The sequence below is a fragment of the Actinacidiphila sp. bgisy160 genome (assembly GCF_965342435.1).
Lineage (GTDB): Bacteria > Actinomycetota > Actinomycetes > Streptomycetales > Streptomycetaceae > Actinacidiphila.
The window spans coordinates 1-23306 of sequence record NZ_CBDRCM010000035.1; the positions used below are offsets into that span (position 1 = coordinate 1).

The window sequence follows — 23306 nt, forward strand, 5'->3', positions numbered from 1 at the left end:
GAACCTCCTCGTGCTCGGCCATGGCCAAGTGAGTGACCTGGGTGTCGTGGAGAAGCCGGAACAGGTGCACGTGCGTGTGCAGGCGAGCCAGCGCTTCGCGGATGACCTGGTTCTCCGCGCTCAAGGCGATGAGATTGTGAAAAGCAGCGTCGCGGAGCCCGAAGGCGCCATAGGCCATGAGCCCGGTGCCCCCCTCCAGCTCCGCCATCTCCTCCAGCAGTCGCCGCAGGCCGGCCACCTGCTGCGATGATGCGCGTTCGGCGGATCTGCGCGCCGCTGCCGGCTCCAGGAGCAGGCGGAGCTCAAGCATGTCCTCGAATCGCTGACGGGTGATTTGGGGAGGAATGTGATAGCCGGCATGGGGCACACGCACGACCAGGCCCTCGGCCTCCATGCGGTTCAGAGCGTCTCGGATCGGCGTCTGCGAGACCCCCAGCTCTCGCGCCAGGACGTCGATCGTGACGCGGGAACCAGGCTCGATCCGTAGCGACATCAGCTGTCCGAGCAGCGTGTCGTACACCTCGTCGGCAAGCCGGCCACGAGATCTTCCCGGCGGCGTTCCGCCCGTCATGGCCCCCCGGCCCCGCGCGATCATCGCTTCGTCGTCCATCGTGACGTGAGGTCCCTTCTAGCGTCTTGGCGAACCTGTTGACATCGGTCGCAATGCTGCGGGATGTTGATGCTCCCATTCAGATCGTATAGGAAAGGTGACGGACGCCAGCCCTCCTTCACCCGTCGCGGAACCGCCCGCCATCGCTCCGCTTCGATCAGTTGGAGCTCCTATGAGCATGCTCGACGTCCCACTCGGTTCGCCGCAGGGCCGCACAAGGGCGGAAGGACCTGTCGACTGCTTGAAGCCCCATTACCTCGCGGCGTACTCGTGACGCCGGTCCGCGGGTCAGCCCTTGCGGCAGCCGTCGACCCGCCTGCACACCCCCAGCAACTGCTCGGCGAAGCACGCAGCAAGGCTCCAGAGCTCCCCGCCCAGAAGGCAGGCAAGAAGATGCGGCATCCAGAGCGAATAAGACGACTGTCCGTTTCCGGTCGAACGGCGCAGCTGGCGACGGCGGCCGTATTAGTGGCCGCGACCATGGCGGCTTGCGGGCAGGACGACGGCGCGGATTCGAGCGCGCCCAAGGCGCCGGCGACCATCCCGGAGCTCACCAAGGACCCGCTGACCCTCAGCTTCATCTGGTTCGACTGGCCCCCCGCTCACGCTCTGGAAGCCTTCGCGAACGCGGAGTACACCAAGGAGCGGCCGAACGTGACCATCAAGGTCAACACCGTGCCGAACGCGAACTGGCATGACGCGATGTTCACCCAGTTCGCAGCGCACAAGACCGACTTCGACATCCCGATCCTGGACTCGCAGCACATCGGTGAGGCCGTGACGAACGGCAACATCCTCGACATCACCGACTTCGTCAAGAAGAACATCGACGTCAAGGCCTACAACCCGTACCTCCTGGCGGCCTACGGCCAGTTCCCGCAGGCGGAGACCGGGAAGCGCGACGAGAACGCCAGCCTGTACGGACTGCCGCTGCTCGGCGACACCTGGACGATGATCTACCGCAAGGATCTGATCGGCGACAAGCCACCGCAGACCTGGGACGAGATGATCTCAGTCGCCGAGAAGTGCCAGGCGGACAACCCTGGTGTCAGCGGGCTGGCTTTCCACCAGGCCAACGGCTCCGACGCCGCGGCCGTGACCTACAACACGGTCAACGGCGTCTACGGCGGCAACCTCTGGGACGCCAAGACGCGCAAGATCGAGGGCGTCCTCAACGACGCGGCGGGCCAGGAGGCGATGGACGTCCTGGTCAACAAGATGAAGCCGCTGACCGCCAAGGGCTCCGGCAACTGGTTCATCGACGAGGTGAACGCGGCGGTCGCCCAGGGCAAGGCATGCATCGGGTTCAACTGGATCGCCGCGAGCGGCGGCCTGCTCGACCCGAAGCAGTCGACGCTCGGCACCACGCGGGAGCAGATTCTCGACAAGCTGGGTTTTGCCACCCTGCCGAGGCAGAAGACGAACCTGGTGCCTCTCGGCGGCATGGGGATGCACGTGTCGGCCTACTCCCCCAAAGCGAACCAGGCGGAGGCCCTGAACTTCATGAAGTGGTTCGAGCGGGCTGACATCCAGAAGAAGTGGGCCGCGGCTGGTGGCGTGCCCGCGCGTACGGACGCCCTTCAGTCGCCCGAGTTCCTCAATGCCGGGCCGTTCAACCAGGTGTACGCCGACTCGGTTCCGCGGATGCGGGACATGTGGAACGTGCCCGAGTACGCGCGCCTCGTCGACATCGAGAACACCAACGTGAACGCGGCTCTCAACGGCGCGAAAAAGCCGAAGGATGCGCTCGACGACATCGCCAAGGAGCAGCAGAGCGTGCTCGACTCCGGCAGCCGCAAGGGCGGCGGCGGACTGTGAGTGACCCCACCCCTCTGACGACCGACCACGCCCGGCAGGTGGCGTCCGCGACGCCGCCTGCACCAAGTCGGTCCCGCCGCTTGAGCGACCGCGGGCTCGCCGTGGCCTTCGTCTCCCCGGCGCTGCTGCTGCTGCTCGCCATGTCGGTGTTCCCGTTGCTGTGGGCGTTGTACCTGTCGTTCACCGACTACTCGGCCACTCGCGGGGGGCCGGCCCATTTCATCTGGTTCGAGAACTACACCGCCATCCTGACGTCGGCGCAGGTCCACCTGAGGGCCTTGACGACGTTGATCTACGTGTTCGGCGCGGTCACCCTGCAGACGGTGCTCGGTTTCGCCATCGCCTACCTGATCTCACGGCGCACGCACGGGCGAGGACTGCTGACCACTCTATTCCTGGTTCCGATGATGCTGTCGCCGGTCGTGGTCGGGCTGTTCTGGCGATTCATGCTCGACGCGCAATTCGGCGTGATCAACAGCATGCTCGGCTCGCTCGGCCTGGGGCAGGTGGAGTGGCTCACCCAGCAGCGAACGGCACTGATGTCCCTGATCGTGGTCGACACCTGGCAATGGACGCCGTTCATCATGCTCATCGCACTTGCGGGCCTCACCGCGGTTCCCAAATACCTGTACGAGGCCGCTTCGATCGACCGGGCGTCCGAGTGGTTCCGGTTCCGCACCATCACTCTTCCGCTGGTGTGGCCGCTGCTCCTCATCGCTGTGCTGTTCAGGGCCATCGAGGCCTTCCGGCTGTTCGACCTCGTCTACATCCTCACCAGCGGAGGTCCGGGGGTCTCCACCGAGACGTTGTCGTTCCACGTCTACAAGGTCGCGTTCCTGGGCTTCAACACCGGAACCGCCTCGGCGTACGGGATCCTCATGGTCCTCGTCGTCATCGTCCTCACGCAGCTCTACCTGCGCTACTTGAACAAGCTCAAGGAGGACTGATGGCCGTATCCGTCGACGAGGCCGCGTCCACAGGCCCTGTCCAGGATCACACGCCCCCCGCGCGTCGCCTCCGCGGCCGGGGTCGTTCCGTGCTGGAGGTCGCGCTGCTGACCGTGCTGGCCGTCGTGATGCTCTTTCCGGTGCTGTGGATGATCGAGACGTCCATCAAGGAGAACCGGGACGTCTATGCCATCCCGGCCAAGTTCTTCCACTTCAAGGTCACCATGGGCCATTTCAAGGACGTGTTCGTCGCCCCCGGCGGCGGTCGCTCGGCCTTGTCCGTCTCGTTCCTCAACTCCCTCCTTGTCGCCGGGGCCTCCACGGCGCTGGCCACCGTGCTGGGGGTCCCGGCGGCCTGGGCCTACTCACGCTTCGCCGTGAAGGCCAAGAAGGACCAACTGTTCTTCATCCTGTCCACCCGCTTCATGCCGCCCGTGGTGGTCGTGATCCCGATCTTCCTCATGTACCGCCAAGTCGGCCTCATCGACACCAAGCTCGGCCTGATCCTCATCTACGCCGCGTTCAACGTCCCGTTCACGATCTGGATGATGAAGGGGTTCGTCGACGAGGTGCCCGCAGAGTACGAGGATGCCGCCATGCTCGACGGCTACACCCGCTTGCAGGCGTTCCGGCGATTCACCCTTCCCCTGCTCCTGCCCGGCATCGCCGCGACGGCGGTCTTCGCACTCATCTTCTCGTGGAACGAGTTCGTGTTCGCCATCTTCCTCACCTCCAGCGACGACGTGCGGACGGCCCCGCCTGCCATCGCCGGCCTCATCGGTGGAACCACGGTGGACTGGGGTCTCGTGGCCGCCGCCTCCCTGGTGTTCGCCCTACCGGTGCTCGTCTTCGCCTACCTGGTGCGCAAGCACCTCGTCGCCGGTGTGACGCTCGGGGCGGTGCGACGCTGATGGCGGGCATCGAGGTGACCGCGCTGCACAAGCGCTACCCGGACGGGACGGTCGCAGTTGATCACGTGGACCTGTCCATCGGCGACGGCGAGCTGTTCGTGATGCTCGGCCCTTCGGGCTGCGGCAAGACGACCACGCTGCGAGCCATAGCCGGCCTGGAGCGGCAGACGACGGGCGACATCCGCATCGGCGACACGCTGGTCAACGACCTGCCGCCAGCAGAGCGCGACATCGCCATGGTGTTCCAGTTCTACGCTCTCTACCCGCATCTGAGAACCCGCGACAACCTGGCGTTCCCGCTGCGGGCCGAGGGACTGCCCAAGGCGGAGGTGCGCGAGCGGGTCGACGAGGCCGCCCGGCTGATGCGGCTCGGTCCGCTCCTGGACCGGCGACCGCACCGGCTGTCCGGCGGGGAGCAGCAGCGCGTCGCGCTTGCTCGCGCCCTGGTGCGACGACCGCGCGCCTTCCTCATGGACGAACCCCTCACCAATCTGGACGCGGAGCTGAGGGCGGACATGCGCACGGAGATCAAGCACCTGCAGGGGGGACTGGGGACGACGATGGTCTACGTCACCCACGACCAAGTCGAGGCGATGTCGCTCGGCCACAGAATCGCCATCCTCAACAAGGGCCGCGTCGAGCAGATCGGCACGCCGCTGGAGGTCTACGACCGTCCGGCGAGTCTTTTCTGCGCCGCATTCATCGGCTCCCCGCCGATGAACCTGATCGAGGTGGAGGTGGCCGACGGGAAGCTGCGCAGTCAGGGTGGACTGGTCCTCACGCCACCGCCAGGCCTGCCGCGCGACCGTCGCCTGGTCGCAGGCGTCCGGCCGGAGGCGCTGGAGGTCACGGAACCAGGGGCGGAGCGTTCGGCCCCGGCCCGCGTGGTCTCGGCGGAGTGGCTGGGAGACGAAATCATCTGCGTGATCGACCACGGTGGCCGGCGCGACGTACGGGTTCGGATGCCACCGACTGTCCGTTTCGCCGCTGACGCGCCGGTCGGGCTGCGGCACACCGGCGGGCCCCCGCCGGTCTACGACGTGCGCACGGAAGAGCTGGTGGCCTGATGGGAACCGTGGCAGTGCACGGGCTGTGCAAGTCCTTCGGCAAGGTCCAGGCCCTGGACGGGGTGACGCTGGACGTGCCGGACGGCTCGTTCTTCGTCGTGCTCGGGCCCTCCGGGGCAGGCAAGACGACGACCCTGCGAGCGATCGCCGGCCTTGAGAGGCTTGACGCCGGGTCGGTGCATCTGGACGGGAGGGACGCGACCGGTGACTCCCCGGCCGCACGCGACCTGGCCATGGTCTTCCAGAGCTACGCCCTCTACCCGCGACTCACGGCGTACGAGAACATCGCTTCGCCACTGCGGGCACGCCGCTGTTCTTCGAGCGAGATCGCCGCTGCCGTCGAGCAGATGTCGAGCCTGCTGCACATCGAACGCCTGCTGCAGCGTCGTCCCGCGCAGCTGTCGGGCGGTGAGATGCAGCGTGTCGCGCTGGCGCGGGCGCTGGTCCGTCGCCCGCGCGCGTTTCTCATGGACGAGCCGCTGACGAACCTCGACCTCAAGCTCCGCGTCGAGATGCGCACCGAGCTCACCCGCATCCACCGGAGTCTCGGGGGAACCTTCGTCTATGTGACCAACGACCAGGTCGAGGCCCTGTCCATGGCCGACCAGGTGGCGGTCCTCAAGGAGGGGAAGGTGCAACAGGTCGGAACGCCGACCGAGGTGTACGAGCGACCAGCCAACCAGTGGGTCGCAGGCTTCGTCGGGAGCCCGTCGATCAGCCTCCTCCCCTGCCGCGCCGAGGGGGATCGTCTGGTCGGGGCGGAAGGCTGGACGCTGCCGCGGCCCCGCTGGACCACGGCTGAGGACGGTCGTCCGCTGCTGCTGGGCCTGCGGGCAGAGGACCTGTCCATCGAGCAGCGTGGGGACGCGTCGTTGTCGGGTGAGCTCTACGGCCTTGAGCCGCTCGGTGACCGAACGGTGGTCGACGTCCGAGTGGGGACGGAGATCCTCAAGGTCAAGGCGCGACCCACCGTCACGGGTACGCCGGGCGAACGGCTGCTTGTCACGGTCGACCTGGACCGCGCGCACCTGTTCGATGCGGGCACCGGGCTGGCGCTGTCCGAGGCCGGGAGGTAACCGCGCAGGGCGGCGACGTCACCACGCGCCCGCACGTGGCAATCGAGCCTCGGCGGACCGTCACCGGTGAGCACGGCCTGACGACGCTGAAGCGGCCATGGCCCGAGAAGGCGATCGGTGGCGCGGGGCGTCGCCCTGCAGCCAGGGCCAAGGCCACGTTCGACCCGCTCGGCAACCTCGACCCCGACGAGGTCGTTTGACCCGTTCGTCAACGCGCGTGGCGCGATCGTTGAGGTCAGGCCGGACATCACCAAGAACATCACAGGAGGCGACGCAATGAGTGACCCGATGAACGTCCTGCCCCCCGAGCACCGGCGGCTCCGGATTGGCGACGCCTGGCGCGACGCCGCCAGCGGAGCCACCTTTGCCGTCGAGGATCCGGCCACTGGCAAGACCATCGCCGAGGTGTCGGACGCCGACGTCGTTGACGGGCTCGCCGCTCTGGACGCGGCGAGCAAGGCAATGGCGGAGTGGGCGGCGACACCGCCGCGAAAACGGTCGGAGTTGCTGACCGCGACGTACCGGGCACTGACCGAGCGATCCGAGGAGATCGCCCGGCTGATAACGCTCGAGATGGGCAAGCCGCTCGCCGAGGCTCGGGGAGAGGTGGCTTACGGCGCCGAGTTCTTCCGTTGGTTCGCCGAGGAGGCGGTGCGCGTCGAGGGGCGCTACAACACCGCTCCCGCTGGTGGATATCGCATCCTCACCGTGCCGAAGCCGGTCGGACCGTGCATCTTCGTGACGCCCTGGAACTTTCCGTTGGCCATGGGTGCCCGCAAGATCGCTCCTGCGCTGGCGGCGGGCTGCACGACGATCACCAAGCCGGCAGCCCAGACGCCACTCACCATGCTGTTCCTGGCCCGCATCATGGAGGAGGTCGGCGTTCCCCCGGGCGTCGTCAACGTCGTGACAACCGAGCGTGCCGGCGAGGTGGTCTCAGCACTGCTGGCCGACCGTCGGACCCGCAAGCTTTCGTTCACCGGGTCGACCGAGGTCGGGCGCGTGCTGTTACGACAGGCGGCGGACAACGTGCTGCGCACCTCCATGGAACTGGGCGGCAACGCGGCCTTGATCGTGTGTGCCGACGCGGACCTGGACGTCGCGCTCGAGGGTGCCATGGTGGCCAAGATGCGCAACATCGGGGAGTCCTGCATCGCGGCGAACCGAATCTACGTCGAGGAGCCGGTGCGCGAGGAGTTCACGGCGCGCTTCGCCCAGCGGATGGGCGCGCTCTCGGTGGGCCATGGTCTCGACGACGGCGTGGACGTCGGGGCGTTGATCGACGAGGCCTCGGTCACCAAGATCGACGAGCTCGTCGCCGACGCGGTCAATCGCGGCGCCCGTGTCTTGGTGGGCGGCGAGCGTCCGGATGGGCCGGGCCACTTCTACCCGCCTACTGTCCTGGTCGACGTGCCCGAAGACGCGCGGATACTGCGGACGGAAATCTTCGGCCCGGTGGCGCCGATCATCTCGTTCACGTCCGACGACGAGGTCATGGCGAAGGCCAACGACACCGAGCACGGCCTGGCCGGATACGTCTTCACCCGTGACCTCCAGCGGGCGCTCCGGTTCACCGAGGGGTTGGAGACGGGGATGGTCGGCATCAACCGTGGTCTGATCTCGGACCCGTCAGCTCCGTTCGGAGGCGTGAAGCAGTCCGGGATCGGCAAGGAGGGGTCGCACGAGGGCATCCTTGAGTACCTCGACGTCACCTACGCGGCGATCGACCTACCGTGACCGGTTTGCTGCTCCGGGTGCCCGCCGAGGATCACCGCGCCCTGTGCACACATGACCTGACCGGCCTCCACCCGTGGGGCGGGACCCGGGCCATGGCCGGCACGAATCCGCCGGCACCCGGGGACGCCGTCGACTCCGCCGGTGTGCGCGCCACAGACGCGGCCGCGGCGGTGGATGGGGCGATCAGCCCTTTCGGCGGTCCCAAAGGCTACGCCCTCGGGCTCATGATCGACGTGCTGGTCGCGACCTTGACTCGTACCGCCCTTGGCGACGATGTCCGCGGGACCCTCGACCCGACTGACCCGCCCACCAGGGGCGACGTCTTCATCGCGATGGACCCGAGGGCGCCCGGGCACGACCGAGTCCGGGAGCCCGGCGCGCGCCTGCGCCACCCGGAAGCCGACGCCGTCCCGGTCTCGCAGGTGAACTGGACGTCCGCCCAGCACATCACCGCCGACGTTCCAGAGAGGCACTGACATGCTTGAGACCGTCCGCGGACCACGCCAGCTGATAGTGGGCGAAGGGGTCGCGCAGAACATCCCACGAGTGGTGGCCGAGTGTGGCTCGCGAGTCCTCATCGTGACCGACCGGGTTCTTCTGGGGCAGCCGGGCGTGGCCGAGATCGTGGCCGCCGTGCGGGAGAAGGTCGAAGTCGTCGGGGTGTTTGCCGACGCCACTCCGGACGTGCCACTCGCCGATGTCGCCCTGGCCGTCTCGGTCGCCGCAGAGGTGCACGCCGACGTCATCCTCGCCATCGGGGGTGGCACGGTGATCGACCTCGCCAAAATCGTCGGCGTCATCCGGCGCCACGGTGGGACGCCGCGCGACTTCTACGGCGAGTCGAAGGTGCCGGGGCCGACGATTCCTCTCGTCGCGGTCCCGACGACGTCAGGCACCGGCTCCGAGCTCACGCCCGTCTCGGTGTTGACCGACCCGGACCGCGAGCTGAAGGTGGGGGTCTCCAGCGTCCACATCGTGCCCGACTTCGCCATCGTCGACCCCGAGCTCACCTACACCTGCCCTGCGACCGTCACTGCCCACTCCGGCATCGACGCGTTTTGTCACGCGGTGGAGAGCTACACCGCGCGACCCCGGGCCCACGGACCGCGCGACCCTGTGGAGCAGGTCTTCCTCGGCCGCAACCCGATCACCGATCACTACGCGCTCCTGGCCGCGAAGCGGATCGCCCGCAGCTTGCCCCTTGTCGTCAGGGACGGAGGCGACAAGGACGCGCGCGCGGACATGTCCTATGGATCCATGCTGGCCGGGCTCGCATTTTCCCACGCAGGCAACGCGGCTCCGCACGCCCTCCAGTACCCCATCGGCGCAGCCACCCACACACCGCACGGCCTGGGCGTCGGGCTGCTGCTGCCCTACGCGCTGGACGCGGCCAGGGATGCCATCAGCGACCGGTTGACCATCCTCGCCGGGGTGTGCGGGCTCGACGTGACCGACGCCTCGGATGCCGAGGCCGCAGATACGTTCCTCACCTGGCTCGACGGGCTCCTAGCCGACATCGGCATCCCTGCCACCTTGGCGGACATCGGCGTGGCACGCGCCGACCTCCCGCGCTTCGCGGAGATGGCCAGTGGCGTCACCCGCTTGATCCAGAACCATCCAGGCCCGACCGACACCGCCAGTCTGACCGCGATCCTCGACGCGGCCTGGATCGGGGACCGGACCCGACACGTCCTGACTCCGGAGCAGAGATAGTGACGGGCCTTTCACATGACGACGGGTTCCCTGCCCCACCCTGGGTATCGGAATTGTCGGCTACGACTTAGTACTCCAGCAGTACTTCGTGGCTTGACCTGGGGAAACGTCGAGTGGTGGGAGTGTAGCGGGCAGGATGCCGTCACGGACGGCTTCTGCCCGCTCACCCCTCGAAGGAGTGCCCACGACGGCAAAGTAGTCCCGGGCCGGGGAAGCCTCGCGTCGTGATCACCGAACAGGCAGCCGAGACCTGGGACCGCGACCTGGACCACCTTTTCACCACCATCGGGCACCACTTCAGCAGCCTCGAACCACGCCGCCGCATGCGGGACTACGTACGCGGACTGTTCGCCCCGGTGGCCCGCAAGAACAGCTGGCAGCTCGCCGAACACGTCGGCCACGCCACCCCCGACGGACTGCAGCACCTGCTCTCCCGAGCCCACTGGACCCCGACAATATCCGCGACGACCTGCAGACCTACATCGCCGAACACCTCGGCCGTCCCCACGGGGTACTGATCATCGACGACACCGGCTTCCTGAAGAAGGGCACCACCTCCGCCGGAGTTCAAAGGCAGTACTCCGGAACCGCCGGCCGGACCGAGAACTGCCGGATCGGCGTCTTCGCCGCCTACGCCAGCCCGCTGGCCGCGCTCTGGTGGACCGCGAGCTCTACCTGCCCAAGTCCTGGACCGACGACCGCGACCGCTGCCGCGGCGCCAAGGTCCCCGACCAGCGGGAGTTCGCCACCAAGAACACCCTTGCGGCAACGATCGTCCGCAGGGCGCTGGCCTCGCCGCTGCCGATCGCCTGGTCACCGCGGACGCGCTTACGGATCGGGTATGCCGCAGAACGCGGCGAGGTGGACTTGTCGCTGGTCAGCGTGGACTCTGCTACCTCCCGCGCTCACCACCACGCCGCCGGGATGGTTCTGGACGAGGAGCAGTTGAAAGCTCTGGTGGAGGCCGCCGAGTCCGAAAAGGGGGCGGGAAGAAGGGACAAGAGCCGCAAGACGAACAGGACGGAGACCCGGAACGAGCCGAGCGGCGGCGGCTGCGGCGACGCCGCCGGGCGCGTTTGAAGGCTGCTGACCTGGGTCGTTCCCAGGGTGGGCGGACCAGCAAAGTGCACTTGTCAGCCGACCGGCGCTGTCGTCCGCTGTCGTTCGTCCTCACTCCCGGCCAGGCCGGTGACAGTCCGCAGTTCGCGCGGGTCGTGGACAAGATCAAGGTCCGTGGCAGGAGGGGCCGGCCCCGCACCCGCCCGGACGCGGTCGCCGGCGACAAGGCGTACTCCTCCCGCAGCAATCGCACCTACCTGCACAAACGCAAAATCCGGGCGGTGATCCCGGAGAAGGCGGACCAAGCGGCCAACCGTAAGAAGAAGGGCTCGCGCGGAGGCCGCCCCGTCAGCCACGGGTCGTGTCCCCTGCCGTGACACGAGAAGGGACGCCATCCCGCGATGGCGGTGTTCGAGCGTCTCGGACTGGAGCGGGCCCGGGTGCTCAGAGTCTCGGTCCGCCCCCAGGGCTGATGCGTTCTCGGGTCGTGAGATGAGAGCCCCGACCTGTCTTGATCCACTCGTGGTTCCCCATGTGGTGTCCTGCTATGCCGACGCCAAGTAGGCTGCGCCAGGCGATCGGCAATCAACTTCGGGTGGGGCCTTGTCGAAGCCAGCAAGAGTGCTGTGGGAAGGGACCTACTGGGGTTTCCGCGGGGGCAACCTGAAATTTGCCGGGCCCGTGAGCCATCCGGCGCTGCTGGAGCTGAAGACCAGCCTTCTCGGCTATGTCATCGTCTCTGGCATGGAGGTGACCGGGGACGGTTTCAGGGAGGGACCGTACCTCGCATCGTTGATCGGGCCGAGGCCGAGCAGACTACTGATCCCACCGCAAGTCCACGGCTTGTGGATCAAGAGGGGTTCCTACAGAACGAACGGCATCATGCTCAAGTGCCGTGCCCGGGTTCTCCCGATCGAGGCTGCACGGCCCCTCGTGGGCGAGGTGCGAGGGTCTTCGGAGGACGTGCTTGCCCACTCCGGGGAGCGGCGGCGGGTCACCCTGGAGTGGCACGATGGGCCAGGCCGGCTGCTGTTCAGAAACCTGGACGGCACTGGCGAGCAGGTGCTCAACGCGCAGGACGGACGCTATCGCGGCAAGGTCACGCTGCCCGGACGCCCCGGCCTGGCCATCGTTGACTGTCCCGGCCGCTGGTCCATCGGCTGAGCCAGCCCCCCGCGTTCGAGAACGGCGTCAGCCCGATTGTCAGGACCGATGTGTTCTCAGCAGGTGATCTCGAGGAGCGCGGTGGCGTGCTCGGGGTGTGACCGGTAGTGGTCGGCTGCGGCAGCGATGTTGGCCCAGCCGGCCTGACGCATCAGCCCGATGGCGAGGTTGCGCAGGGTGGCCATGGCGCGGGGCGCGCTACCGGTGCGGATCTTGGAGGCATCCTCGGCGAACGTCACGTCTCGCACGTGGTGCAGGGCCTCCACGGACCAGTGGTCCTGGACGAGTTGGGCCAGGTATGAGGGGCCGGCCTGGTCGGGAGCGAGGCTGGTGACAACGTAGACGGTCTTGTGCTGGATCTTGCCTCTCTTCTTGTGGACACGGCGTCGCTTGATCTCGATGGCCTGGACCGCGTGCGGGAACAGCAGGCCGGCCTGGACCGTGCACACCTTCAGACGCCGCACCTGGCGGCGTCCGTGCCCGGCGGTGCGGGTGCGGTCCAGCAGCGGTATCTGCTTCCAGGGCAGGCGGCGAAGCTGCCGCTGCAGCTTCTTCTGGTTGCCCTTGGCCACCAAAACGTAGTGCCCGCCCGCAGCGACGATTTCCTTCGCGGTCTTGCGCTGGGTATGCATGGCATCGGCAGTCACCACCACGCCGCGCAGGTCGAGGCGGGCCAGCAACGAGGCGAAGGCCGGGATCTCGTTGCTCTTGGCCGCCACCTGGCGCTGGGCGACGACGGTCTGGGACTCGTGCAGGGCGGCGGCCAGCAGGTGCACCGTGACCTCGTCGGTGCGCGAGCCACGCACGCTCTTGCCGTCCACGGCCAATCCGACCAGGACGCCGTCCTCCCGGACTGGATCGGCAGCGTGACGGGCGAGCCAGGCGCCGACGGCGTCGTCCAGCGCGTCGCCATCGATCCGGGCCAGCAGCCGGCCGAGCGTCGAAGCGTCGGGGGTGGCGTGCTGAAGGCCGAGCTCGGCGCGAACTTCCTCGCTGGCGGTGGTGGCATACCGGGCGATCTGGGCGAGCGATCGGGCTCCACCGAGCACCGCCACGAGACACAGGGCCAGCAGCGTGCCGATGAGGTAGCGGCGTCCGCGTGCCCGGCGCGGATCGGGAACCGCGGCCAGCACCTCGGCCAGCGCGGCCAGATCACGTGGTTCGACGGACGAGCAGGGAACAGTGGCGTCCTCGCAGTGGCGCGCGAGGACGTTGATCACGGAAGATGGCACGCGGACGCGACTCCAGGTCGATCTTCGGTCTCAGCAACCTTGATCATCTGGTGTCACGTCTCTTGCTTCCACTCCGACAAGCGGCTCATCTGGCACCAAGTCCGATGAACCACCTCGTCCCGCCAGTTGAGAACGCATCAGCCCTGGGTCCGCCCCGAGCACCTGAAGGACGCGGCAGGCGCACCGCAGCAGCCCAGCCTCAACGCCGCCCGGGAGAACAGCCGGCGCCTGGACCCGGTCGTCGACCGGGTCCATGCCCGCTTCGGCCCGGGCACCGTCACCCGGGGCACGCTCGCCCACCGCCGCCACAGCGCCTGATGGCGTCTCGGCTCACTCCACGGCCGCGGGGCACGGCCCGTCACCGCCCCCCAACCGCCACGGCCGCCGAACGGGCCCGGCTGCTACGCCGGGCCGCCCTCATGGACCGCATCGCCCTGAACGACCCCCGCCCCGGCCCCCTCCCAGCAGCCGCAGAAACCGCCGGACAACTCCTCCTGCACGACCGCCGCCATCCCGACCTCGTGGCCGGCCCGCACCACCCCGACGCGACCACGCCCGCCCCCAGCCGCCGCTTCTACGTCCGCCAGGAGTAAGCCGCCTGGACGGCCGCCGGACGCCCCGGAACCTGAATCGACATCGCCCCGACCAGAAGAAGGAAACATGACCCGCAACGACATCGACACCCCGCACGCCCCCGCAGCAACCGGCCGGCACCACTCGCCTGGACTCCCACGCCCGACCGCCACACGTGAACAACGCGCCAGCCGGCAACAGGAACACTCACGCCAGGAAAAGCCGACGAACGCACCATGGCCGAACACACAGACCCACCGGCCGTTCCCGATGCCCGAACGCGGCTCCTCCCAGGTGCAGCAGCCGGCCCTCCATCCGGCCCAAACACCCCCGCACACCCCCCGAGCCGGACAGCCGGCGCACGTGGCCATGCCGGTCACAGGCGGCGAACCGCACCCCGCCACAAGCCCGTTGCCGGCCCGGCTCCGTGCGGTTGCTGCGGCGACGGGCGACGAATTCACCTGCGAGGCCCGGCCTGACGACGCCGTGGGAATCTCCCGACGGCGCAGCCGGACACCGGTGAAACCACGGTCCCAGGTGCACCGGGAGACCTCCTCCCAGGCGCCCGCCCACGAGACCGCGAGCGCGGGCACGGACACCGGCCTGCCCGGTCACCTCCCGCGGATCGCCTTCTGCGACGACGAGTGCCGGCAGTCCCTCGGTGCAGAGCCCTGCCGGGTCGTGGACATCGACCGCGTCCAGCAGCGTGACGTCCCGGCCGAGCGCGGCCGGGACGCGGAACGGGAACTCTTCGCCCCATCGGCGGACGGGCAACCGTGCCGGACGCACCCGCCCGCGGGAACACGCCGTCGTCCGCGGCCGAAGGCGTGTGCCTCCCGCGGCGTCGACCTTCCGCAAGACCCGGTCGCGAGCAGGACGCCTCTTCGAGCAGCGACCGGCGCTCTGCGCACGCCCGCGGAGCGCCGGGGCCATACCCGGGGCAGCAAGACACGATGCGCCGCGGGCGCCCCCGTTCCCACCGCCGCCTCGCAGGAACAAGCGGCACGGATCGCAGAGGCAGGCATGAAAGCCGACGCGTCCGAAGGGATGGTGTGACGATGTTCCGCAATGCGCTGGAGCCCTGGCACCTGCTGATCCTGGTCGCGGTGCTGGTCTTGATCTTCGGCTCGAAGAAACTACCCGACACCGCCCGGGCGCTGGGCAAGTCCATGCGGATCCTCAAGAGCGAGACCAAGGCCGTGCACGACGACGGCGCCTCAAACGAGCCACACCCCGAGCCCGAGCCCGAGCCCGCACCGGGACCGGGGACGCTCCCGAAGACACCGCCATCGCCCGCACCGCGCCCGCGGACAACACGACCGGCCACTGAGACCGAGTCCGGTCGTGCGCGCCCTTGGCTCATCCCCGCACGAGACGCTGCCCGAAGCCTTGCCGGCCGGCTCACCTCGCGCTGCCGGGCGCCCACACCGCTGTCTGCGAAATCGGCCGGCGTCCGGGCCGGAGCAGCGTTGCTTCCCGGCTCGAGCCCGGCGCACGACAGTGGACGGTCAAAGGACCCTGGTGAGCCGCCCGCCCTCGGGCCAGGCAGGGCAGATCAGACCACGGGAAGCGGTGCCGATCCGGACCAACTGCTCCCGTATCCGTCGCCATCTGCTCAGGTGGCGCCGCACTCCATCAGCGGCCACGATCGGGCGGGTACCGGGAGCCATCGACGGCGCTGCCCTGGACCGGGCGTCGGCGCCGATCTGGCCGACCGACGCCGCGCCACCGGGCCCGCCGTGACGTCCTCCGCCTCGGATGATCGGATCGGTTCGGAACGGTCGGGTGCGGCTGGGGCGGCAGCTGCCAGGGTTGCATCGAAAGGGAGGCCTCGTGATCTCGGCACTCAACCAGCTCGTCGATCTTGTCGAGGAGCACCTCGCGGAGGAACCTGACGTCCGCGGGCTGGCAGCGGCGCTCGGCACGACCGAGTACCACTTGCGCCGGATGTTCTCGTCGCTGGCAGGCATGCCGCTGTCGGAGTACGTACGCCGGCGGCGCATGACCGTTGCCGCCGCCGATGTCGTCCGGGGCGAGGGCGATCTGCTGAGTATCGCCGTCCGGCACGGATACGGCTCAAGTGAGGCATTCGGACGCGCGTTCCGGGCGGTCCACGGCGCCGGTCCCGGTGACGTGCGGCGTGATGGAGGCCCCTTGCACACACAACCGCAGCTCAGGTTCCGCCTGACTGTCGAAGGGAGCAACCCGATGGACACCCGCCTCATCGACCGACCCGCGTTCCGGCTCGTCGGACACGCGGCCCGGGTACCGCTCATTTACCAGGGCGTCAATCCCCACATCCAGCGGCACATCGCCGCACTGCCGCATGAGGAGCACCTGCGGCTGAAGGCCCTCGGCGACACCGAACCGGAAGGCCTGCTGCAGGTCTCCGACGACCTCGACCCCGACGGCGGGGAGGGCCGCGAACTGACCTACCTGCACGGAGTGGCCCTCGCCCACGACACGGCGGCCCCGGACGACCTCGACACCATCGAGGTGCCGGCTGGGAGGTGGGCGGTCTTCCGTACCAGCGGACCGCATCCGCAGGCCCTGCAGACGACCTGGGCGGCGACCGCGACCGAGTGGTTCCCTTCCAACCCGTGGCGGCTGCGGCCGGGTCCCTCGATCGTCGCCGTCCTCGAGCGCGCGGATGACTTCAGCACCGCGACCTGCGAACTGTGGCTGCCTGTCGAACCGGCGTGACGCACCATCGAACGCGGCCGAGGGCTTCGGTTGGCGGATGCCGCCAACCGAAGCCCTCCGTCACATCCGGCTCCGCCTGGTGCGGACCTGGACGATCCAGCGCGAGAGCCCGTCAGTGTCTGCCGAACCCGGGCTGTCCCGCGACCGCACTGGCGGTGTGCGTGCGGGAGCACCCTGTCCCGGCCCGGCCTCAGGGACGATGGGGTCATGGATCCGCTGCTGCGCCAACTACCGCCCGCCTTCTGGAGCGTTCGGTACGTGGGCTCCCGGTTTCCGGGGTCGTCGGAGGTCGCCGGCCTTCCCAGCCTTGAGGAGGGTGCGAACTGCCAGTTGTTCGCCTACGAGGTGCTTCGGCACTTCGGCCTGGCTCCGCCCGGTCTGCGTTCGAGTGAACTGTGGGCCGATACGCAGGCCACAGCTCGTGTATCGGTTGCGCAGCCGCTTGACCTGGTGTTGTTCAACGCCACCGATGATGCTTATGGCGCCCACGTAGGAGTCTGGGTGAACGAGAGACGGGTGCTGCATCTTTGTGCAGAGATAGGGCGCCCGGTGGTTTGGGAGATGACAGAGTTTGCGCAACGGCAGCGTTACCAGGTTTTGGTCGGCATCAAGCGTGTGGTCGACAGGACGGAGGACATTGTCGGCTGACTCGACAGGCCGGGGGGAGGCGTAGCGTCCTGAGGCCCCGACGGGCGGGCGTGCTGAGGGCTGCCTCGTAGCAGCCGGCCACGGGTTGAGATGATCTCGTAGTGGCTGTTGTGATCAGGGCGTCACAGCCGTCCTGCCGGCCGTGGAGTCCGCCCCGGGAGGACCGCGTCCTGCTGATCACGGCCCTGGGGGCACTTGGGATCAGGTGCGGCGGGCGGCCCAGACGGTGCGCTCGGTGCGCACCGCCAGGTCGTCGCGGCGCAGGATGCTGTGCGGGCTGGCGGTGTCGAGGAGCCGGTCGAGGGCGGTGACGTCCTCTGGGGAGAGCTCGGTGGCGGCGGCGCTGCGGATGCGTTGCAGGCCGCCGAGGGCGTAGCGGCCGACCGCTTCGCTGCGGGAGCCCTCGACCTTCACGGCGATGGTGCGTTCGCCCTCGACCGTGAAGCCGGCGGCGGTCAGCAGCGGGCCCCAATCGGCGCCGCGGTGGGGCCTTTGCTCGGCCTGGAAGCGGTCGGTCGCAGCATGGCAGCGCTCTTCCAGGCCAGGCCGGTCCTCGGGGGCACTCTCGGGCAGGAAGCGGGGGAAGCCGGCCAGTTCGACGACGGCGAACAGGCCGCCGGGGGTGAGCGCGGCGTGGACGTTGCGCAGTGCGCGATCGGGGTGGGCCATGTGGTGCATCGAGGCCGACGCCCACACCAGATCCGGTGAGCCGAGGTCGGGCCAGGCGGAGTCGTCGAGGTCGGCCTGCACGATACGCACGCGCTCCTCCAGGCCACGGGCGCATGCCTTTGCGTGAAGGTGCTGGAGGTATCCGGCGGATGTGTCCACGGCGGTGACGTGCGCGTCGGGAAAGCGGTCGAGGAGGGCAAAGGTGCCAGCGCCCGTTCCACAGCCCAGATCCACGATCTGACGCGGGCCGGTTTTCAGCGGCAGCCATGCGGTGATGGAGGCTATGTGCTCGGCGAGGACCTCGGCGTCCAGGTCGAGGATCTCCGCCAGGCCGTCTTCGTCGTGCTGCTGGTGGCGGCCGTGCTGAGCGCTGTGGTGGAGGGCGTGCGCGTGTGCTTGCTTCATGCCTCTACGGTAGGACAGTCATGCGTCTGTGGCATGACTGCTCCCTGTTTACGCAAGGAGATGGCCCGATGCGCTGCCCGACGCGCAAGATGCCGCCGTCGCGCGGCCCGCGCAGTCATCCACCGGCACCCTGAACGTCGCCGTCACTGCCCTCGTGCTGGTGGCCGCGGCGCGCGTCGCGGTCGAAGATGCCCAGGATCTCGCAGGGGCCACCTTCGGCGCCGATCGCGTGCGGCATCATGGTCGGGAACTCGGCAGCCTGGTGGGTCTCGACGCGGAGCCGGCGGTGGCCGAGCATGAGGATCGCGGTGCCGGACAAGACGACGAGCCATTCGCGCCCCGGGTGGGCACGCATGCGTGCCGGGTTCTCGGGTGGCGGATCAGTCATGCGCTGGCGCACCACACTCATACCGGGGTCCCCCTTCACCAGCCAGCGCATCGAGCCGCGGGCACCGTCGATCATCGGGCTGCTGACGACGTCGTCAGCCGCGGTCTCCACCAGTTGATCCAGCGTGGTGTCCAGAGCGCGTGCGAGAGTGACCAGCTGATCCAGCGCGAGGCGGCGCTGGCCGTTCTCGATGCGGCTCAGCGAAGACTGGCTGAGGTGGGCACGGGTGGCCAGTTCCTCCAGGGACCAGCCCTGCGCCACCCGCAAAGCGCGGATTCGTTTGCGTACGAGACTGTCCAGATCGCCGTCTTCTTGCGTCATGAGCAACATGGTATGCCCACCCCGCAAGCCGAGGGTCAGCGTCGGCTGCAGACCGAAGCCGGCAAGAACTGGCCCAGGCATTCGCGATCACATCGATCCCCACCGCCGTGATCGTGCGGGACGGCATCGCCATCTACCGCGAGCCCGGCGCACTACCGGAGGCCGACCGCGACGATCTCATCAGCCAGGCGCGCTAAGGGTGTTCCCCCGCGGCGTATGCGATGAGGCGTTCGGCCAGGTCCGTCAGGGGGCGCTGAGGATGTGGGGCAGGTGGTGTTCGACACGGTGGACGCGGCGGGTGCGGTGGCGCGCGTGTGCGGGGCGAAGCCGATGGGGTGGTCGTTGATGGCGAGGCGGTGGAAGTGCCGGGAAGGTGGTTCTTCGTAGAGGAGCGTCACCGGCACAGTGCCCGGCTGGGGCCGCTGGGGGGTACGGCTGAGCGGGACGTGATGGTGGAGCTCGTCTGCGGGGTCGGGGGCGTGAGCGCGCAGGAGGAAGGGCTTGTCGGGATGCAGGAGCTGCGGCCGAGACGTGGGGCCCGCCGAGCTCGCCTTCACAGACGACGGACACCATGGCCCCTCGCCCGGCCACCGAGCCCATGCAGGTGCCACGGGTGCGGCGGCCTGCCCGCGGCCTAGCGAACGGCGGCAAGGCGGGCGTCCACTGCGACGACACCCTCGATCCCCTGGCACAAGCCCACGACCACCGGGATCAGACGCGGTTCCGGGACGTGACCGCGCAGGGTGACAGTCCCGTCCTGGGCCTCGACCGCGACGGCGCCTTCCTCCAAACCCAGGATGCGCCCCAGGACGTCCTGCTCGATTTCGCCGCGGATCTCGATGTCGGAGCGGACGAAGATGTCGAGAAGATCGCTGCGGCTGACGATGCCGGCCAGCAGCCCGTCGTCGCCGACTACCGGCAGCTGCTTGACGTGCCGCCTGCGCAGTTCCCGAGCGGCCCGGGGGATCGTCCAATGGGCGCGGGCAGTGAAGACAGGACTGCTCATGAGCGCGCCCGCGGTCCGGGCCCGCGCCTTGTCCCAGACGCGCTCGTCGTCCCCGTCCTGCCCCTGTGGATCGGGCATGCCGGTCTCGTGCCGCAGCACGTCGGACGCGGACACCACTCCGACGGGGGCGCCGTCGTCGTCGACAACCGGAGCCGCGGCAATGTCGTTCGCGTCCAGCAGGGCCGCGACTTCCTGGAACGGCGTGTCGGTGCGGAGTGTGACGACGTCCTCGGTCATCACATCACCGACCGTGCGGCGGTGCGGCATGGCACCGGCCTCCTCCACTTCGACAGGCGACCGCGGAGAACCGGACCGGACGGACGGCGCGTGTCCGCCTCCGCCTGGCTCCTCCAAGGGCGGCCACGACCTCGTCAGCTCATCCGGACGCGACCTCACCTTCCATGACAGCACCACACCGCTCCGGCGACCAGTGACGTGCGGGCCGGCAGAGGGAGCCGGCCGGCCCACTGGGTCGGCGCCTCTCGCCGCGGTGGCGGAAGCAGCCGACCATACGGTCACACGCTGGGCTGTCGAAGATGTCTTCGGCGTACAGGCTGGGCACGACCGGTCATACGAAGTCGCGCTGGACAACGCCCAGCCCGCGTGTGCGACGACGCGGGTGCCGTCACGCGCGCCGGATGATCAGCACGGCCGCGTCGTCGATGTGGTCTACCGCAACCATGGCGTCGAGGATTCGATCAGCGGTCTCCTCGGCGTTCAACCCGTCGTGGGCGGCTTGCGCGGCCAGCGTTGCGACTCGCTCCAGCCCGGCTTCCAGCGTCAGACTCGGGCCTTCGACCACGCCGTCGGTCACCAGGATCAGCGCGGCATTCTTGTCCAGCGTGAAGGTTCCCTCGTTGTAATCGGCGTCGGGTAGGACTCCGAGCACCGGGCCGCCCGGCAACTCACGGATGCTGTGCCTGCCGTCGTCGCATGCGTACAGCAACGGCACATGTCCGGCGCTGGAGCCCGTGACCTGTCCGTCGCACGGGTCGACGTACAACATGGTGCAGCTGGCGAATCGCGCCGCGTCCATGGTGACGAGCAGTTCGTTCGTGCGCGTCAGCACGGTTGCAGGGTCAGGTTCGCAGGCGGCGATGGCACGCATCGAGGCACGCACCTGTCCCATGGCTGCGGCGGCGTTCACATCGTGCCCCTGGGCGTCGCCGATCTCGAAGGCGACCGCGCCGCAGGGCAGTACGAAGGCGTCGTACCAGTCTCCGCCTATGTCCAACCCGTCCCGGCTCGGTCGGTAACGGACAGTGACTTCCAGGCCCGGGAGGTGCTTCGGCAGCGTGGGAAGCATGGCATCTTGGAGCGCCATGGCCAACTCGACTCGCACTTCTCGAGACCTGACCCGCCTCAGTGCCTGGCCCGTAAGGTCGGCCAGAGTGATCATGAGGGCCCGCTCATCCGGGGACGAATGGTGCTCGCCCTCGTAGGTCACCGCCCAACCCCCGAGGGGCTGACCGCCGACCGAGCCGAGGGAGGTGATCGAGACGGCGTAGCCGGATTCGAGCTGGTCGAAGTACGGCACCATGACCCCGTGCGGCCAGTGGCGTATGTACTCCTCCCGGTTGCGCATGAACTGTGGCTTGCCCGTTCGGATCGCATAGGGCAGTGCGCTCGGATCCTCCAGCGACAAGCCGTGCACGGCGGCCACCGGCATCGGGATCCCGGCATCGGAGGAGACGCGCAGGCGGCCTTCGGCAACGAGCGCCAACGCGGCGCCGGTACCACCGAAGGTCGCGGCGAGGCGGGTCAGGAGGACCTGCTGTACTTCTTGCTCCGTGGCCGCGGTGATCAAGGCGGAGGAAAAGGCCGCTATCTCGTCGGCTCGCTGCCGCGCAGCACTCAGCGCGACCAACGCTTTGCGTCGGCGCGCTTCCCGCTTGGTGTCGTCGCGGATCACTCCGAAGACCCGCTGAGGGCCGCCGTACCCCAGCTGCACTCGACAGGCCTGGCAGGCCAGAAGGTGCCAGCCATCGCGCTCGGTCAGGAACCTCAATTTGATCCAGGGGGACTCGGCGGCGGTCGAACGCACGAGCCGCCGTAGAGCCCCCCGGTCATCAGGGTGAACTCGCCGGACCACACTGGACAACGATACGGATGCCTCCGGGAACAGCATTGCCAAGGCGGGTGCGCCACCCAGCCACTCCAGCTGGTGCTCCTGGGGTGAGTACATGCACACACCGAGATCGGCGGCCTTGGCCGCCAACCGGAACGGGATCACAAGACCGCCCAGGTCGTTCCCCGCGTTCAACGAGTGCACCCACACCAGCTGCTCGCCGTCCGCAGGATCCCTCGTCAGTCGCGCCTCGACCAGGCAGACCAGCCGTGCTGCGCCCGGCCCAGGGAATTCCAGCACCCGCATCACGACCGTCATCGTCGTGGCGGCGTGGGCCACGAGGCTTTCGACCGCAGTCCGCTGGCTTTCGGGCAACAGATCACCCAAGTTGCGACCCACGCACTGCTTCGCCGGCCTGTCCAGTACCTTTGCCATGGCCTCGTTGAGGCTGTGGATGGCACCGTCCAGGGTCAGGAGAGCCGAGGGGGTAGCCCTTCGGAGAAGATGGTCCGAGGCGTCCATCGGTGGCTCCCTGACACATGGCGAAACCGCTTCCTCAACCATATTCGCGCGTGCTGCTCCGTCGACTGTCGGCAACTCGGATCTCTTGATCATCCTGGCTTACCGCGGCCGCCGGCGAGATCGGCGCTGTGGGGTCCGCCGGGCCTGGTGGACGCCGGGGTCGGACGTTGATCCACTGCGGCAGGCAGGCGTCGGCGCTGTCCGAGGCGGTGATCAGTTCTGCGCGTGCGGCCAGGACGAGCTGTCTGCCGTCAGCGGGCACGGCGTCGAAGTCCTGACGCGCCGCTGCCGTCCAGTCCATCTGCCTGCGCGGGTGGGGAAGGCCGTCCGTCACTGGCCGTGGCCGGCTGCTGTTCGGCCCGCTGCTGCTCAAGATAGGCAACGGTCCAGCCTCTGCGGGTGATCGCGGCGGCCTCACCCGCGATGCGGGTGAGGCCGAGGATCTCGCCACTGCTTCCGGGCTCGCCGGCCGACCACCCCGCACCCGCCATGACCAATGGCGGGTGCGGCCAACGACGAAAGCCGCGCCGATCGGGCGGGGGCGCCCGACTTGGACGGGAACTACAGGGAGTCCAGGCCGGAGGGACGGGCCCCACGCAGACGCGGGCACTCTCGTGACGATGTCCTGGCCATCGCAGCGGATTGCGCTTCGTGGCCGGGGTACACCGC

The 23306-nt window shown here is 68.7% G+C and carries 21 protein-coding genes and 2 pseudogenes; 17 read left to right on the forward strand and 6 right to left on the reverse strand.

The annotated features are described in order from the left end of the window. On the reverse strand, positions 1-610 hold a 610-nt coding region (locus ACRWNP_RS24610; RefSeq protein WP_431964858.1), incomplete at its 3' end, for a GntR family transcriptional regulator. Between the two features lie 270 nt (positions 611-880). Here ACRWNP_RS24610 and ACRWNP_RS24615 point away from each other — a divergent pair. The 12 genes and pseudogenes from ACRWNP_RS24615 to ACRWNP_RS24670 all read left to right on the forward strand — a co-directional run bounded on the left by ACRWNP_RS24615 (position 881) and on the right by ACRWNP_RS24670 (position 12102). Next, on the forward strand, positions 881-2428 hold the full coding sequence (locus ACRWNP_RS24615; RefSeq protein ID WP_431964860.1) for an extracellular solute-binding protein: 1548 nt from the start codon (positions 881-883) through the stop codon (positions 2426-2428). Positions 2429-2508: 80 nt separating this feature from the next. After that, a complete protein-coding gene (locus ACRWNP_RS24620) occupies positions 2509-3375 on the forward strand; it encodes a carbohydrate ABC transporter permease (RefSeq protein WP_431964862.1) in 867 nt (288 codons plus the stop codon). Then, the gene (locus ACRWNP_RS24625) at positions 3375-4286 is read left to right on the forward strand and encodes a carbohydrate ABC transporter permease (RefSeq protein WP_431964864.1); all 912 of its coding nucleotides are present in this window, start codon (positions 3375-3377) and stop codon (positions 4284-4286) included. The genes ACRWNP_RS24620 and ACRWNP_RS24625 overlap by 1 nt, the downstream gene beginning before the upstream one ends. Next, entirely contained in the window at positions 4286-5353 is a 1068-nt protein-coding gene (locus ACRWNP_RS24630; RefSeq protein ID WP_431964866.1) for an ABC transporter ATP-binding protein, read from the forward strand. Before ACRWNP_RS24625 ends, ACRWNP_RS24630 begins: the two co-directional genes overlap by 1 nt. Further along, complete coding sequence (locus tag ACRWNP_RS24635) at positions 5353-6429, forward strand: ABC transporter ATP-binding protein (protein WP_431964868.1); 1077 nt, start codon at positions 5353-5355, stop codon at positions 6427-6429. Before ACRWNP_RS24630 ends, ACRWNP_RS24635 begins: the two co-directional genes overlap by 1 nt. A 35-nt stretch (positions 6430-6464) precedes the next feature. Beyond that, positions 6465-6629, forward strand: coding sequence for an FAD-linked oxidase C-terminal domain-containing protein (locus ACRWNP_RS24640; RefSeq protein ID WP_431964870.1), 165 nt, complete (start codon positions 6465-6467; stop codon positions 6627-6629). Positions 6630-6705: 76 nt separating this feature from the next. Continuing rightward, positions 6706-8166 (forward strand): NAD-dependent succinate-semialdehyde dehydrogenase, encoded by a 1461-nt coding sequence (locus ACRWNP_RS24645; RefSeq protein ID WP_431964872.1) that lies wholly within the window; start codon positions 6706-6708, stop codon positions 8164-8166. Further along, positions 8163-8642, forward strand: a complete 480-nt coding sequence (locus ACRWNP_RS24650) for an Ldh family oxidoreductase (protein ID WP_431964874.1) — start codon at positions 8163-8165, stop codon at positions 8640-8642. Before ACRWNP_RS24645 ends, ACRWNP_RS24650 begins: the two co-directional genes overlap by 4 nt. Before the next feature lies 1 nt (position 8643). Continuing rightward, on the forward strand, positions 8644-9879 hold the full coding sequence (locus tag ACRWNP_RS24655) for an iron-containing alcohol dehydrogenase (RefSeq protein WP_431964876.1): 1236 nt from the start codon (positions 8644-8646) through the stop codon (positions 9877-9879). Between the two features lie 263 nt (positions 9880-10142). Beyond that, positions 10143-10692, forward strand: a pseudogene (locus ACRWNP_RS24660) (IS701 family transposase); the annotation flags it as partial. A 21-nt stretch (positions 10693-10713) separates the two neighbouring features. Continuing rightward, positions 10714-11294 (forward strand): annotated as a pseudogene (locus ACRWNP_RS24665) (transposase); the annotation flags it as partial. A gap of 247 nt (positions 11295-11541) precedes the next feature. Then, a complete protein-coding gene (locus tag ACRWNP_RS24670; protein WP_431964878.1) occupies positions 11542-12102 on the forward strand; it encodes a hypothetical protein in 561 nt (186 codons plus the stop codon). A 56-nt stretch (positions 12103-12158) separates the two neighbouring features. Here ACRWNP_RS24670 and ACRWNP_RS24675 read toward each other — a convergent pair whose 3' ends face one another. Further along, on the reverse strand, positions 12159-13334 hold the full coding sequence (locus ACRWNP_RS24675) for an ISAs1 family transposase (RefSeq protein WP_431964880.1): 1176 nt from the start codon (positions 13332-13334) through the stop codon (positions 12159-12161). Between the two features lie 126 nt (positions 13335-13460). Between ACRWNP_RS24675 and ACRWNP_RS24680 the strand changes: the two genes are divergently transcribed. The 5 genes from ACRWNP_RS24680 (at position 13461) to ACRWNP_RS24700 (ending at position 17258) form a co-directional block, all read left to right on the forward strand. Next, a complete protein-coding gene (locus ACRWNP_RS24680; RefSeq protein ID WP_431964882.1) occupies positions 13461-13652 on the forward strand; it encodes a hypothetical protein in 192 nt (63 codons plus the stop codon). Positions 13653-13753: 101 nt separating this feature from the next. Then, positions 13754-13927 carry a hypothetical protein gene (locus ACRWNP_RS24685; RefSeq protein ID WP_431964884.1) on the forward strand — a complete coding sequence of 58 codons (174 nt, stop codon included), beginning with the start codon at positions 13754-13756 and terminating at the stop codon, positions 13925-13927. 1038 nt (positions 13928-14965) lie between these two features. Further along, positions 14966-15802, forward strand: a complete 837-nt coding sequence (tatA, locus tag ACRWNP_RS24690) for a Sec-independent protein translocase subunit TatA (protein ID WP_431964990.1) — start codon at positions 14966-14968, stop codon at positions 15800-15802. Then, a complete protein-coding gene (locus tag ACRWNP_RS24695; protein WP_431964886.1) occupies positions 15741-16610 on the forward strand; it encodes an AraC family transcriptional regulator in 870 nt (289 codons plus the stop codon). Before tatA ends, ACRWNP_RS24695 begins: the two co-directional genes overlap by 62 nt. Positions 16611-16817: 207 nt before the next feature. Next, positions 16818-17258 carry a hydrolase gene (locus ACRWNP_RS24700; RefSeq protein ID WP_431964888.1) on the forward strand — a complete coding sequence of 147 codons (441 nt, stop codon included), beginning with the start codon at positions 16818-16820 and terminating at the stop codon, positions 17256-17258. A 201-nt stretch (positions 17259-17459) separates the two neighbouring features. On the opposite strand, the gene ACRWNP_RS24705 is transcribed toward ACRWNP_RS24700, so the two are convergent. The 4 genes from ACRWNP_RS24705 to ACRWNP_RS24720 form a co-directional block, all read right to left on the reverse strand. Further along, complete coding sequence (locus ACRWNP_RS24705) at positions 17460-18332, reverse strand: class I SAM-dependent methyltransferase (protein ID WP_431964890.1); 873 nt, start codon at positions 18330-18332, stop codon at positions 17460-17462. Positions 18333-18447: 115 nt separating this feature from the next. Beyond that, positions 18448-19041 carry a helix-turn-helix domain-containing protein gene (locus tag ACRWNP_RS24710; RefSeq protein WP_431964892.1) on the reverse strand — a complete coding sequence of 198 codons (594 nt, stop codon included), beginning with the start codon at positions 19039-19041 and terminating at the stop codon, positions 18448-18450. Positions 19042-19675: 634 nt separating this feature from the next. After that, the gene (locus ACRWNP_RS24715) at positions 19676-20314 is read right to left on the reverse strand and encodes a CBS domain-containing protein (protein ID WP_431964894.1); all 639 of its coding nucleotides are present in this window, start codon (positions 20312-20314) and stop codon (positions 19676-19678) included. A 358-nt stretch (positions 20315-20672) separates the two neighbouring features. Next, positions 20673-22637 (reverse strand): SpoIIE family protein phosphatase, encoded by a 1965-nt coding sequence (locus ACRWNP_RS24720; protein ID WP_431964896.1) that lies wholly within the window; start codon positions 22635-22637, stop codon positions 20673-20675. Positions 22638-23306: the final 669 nt, after the last annotated feature.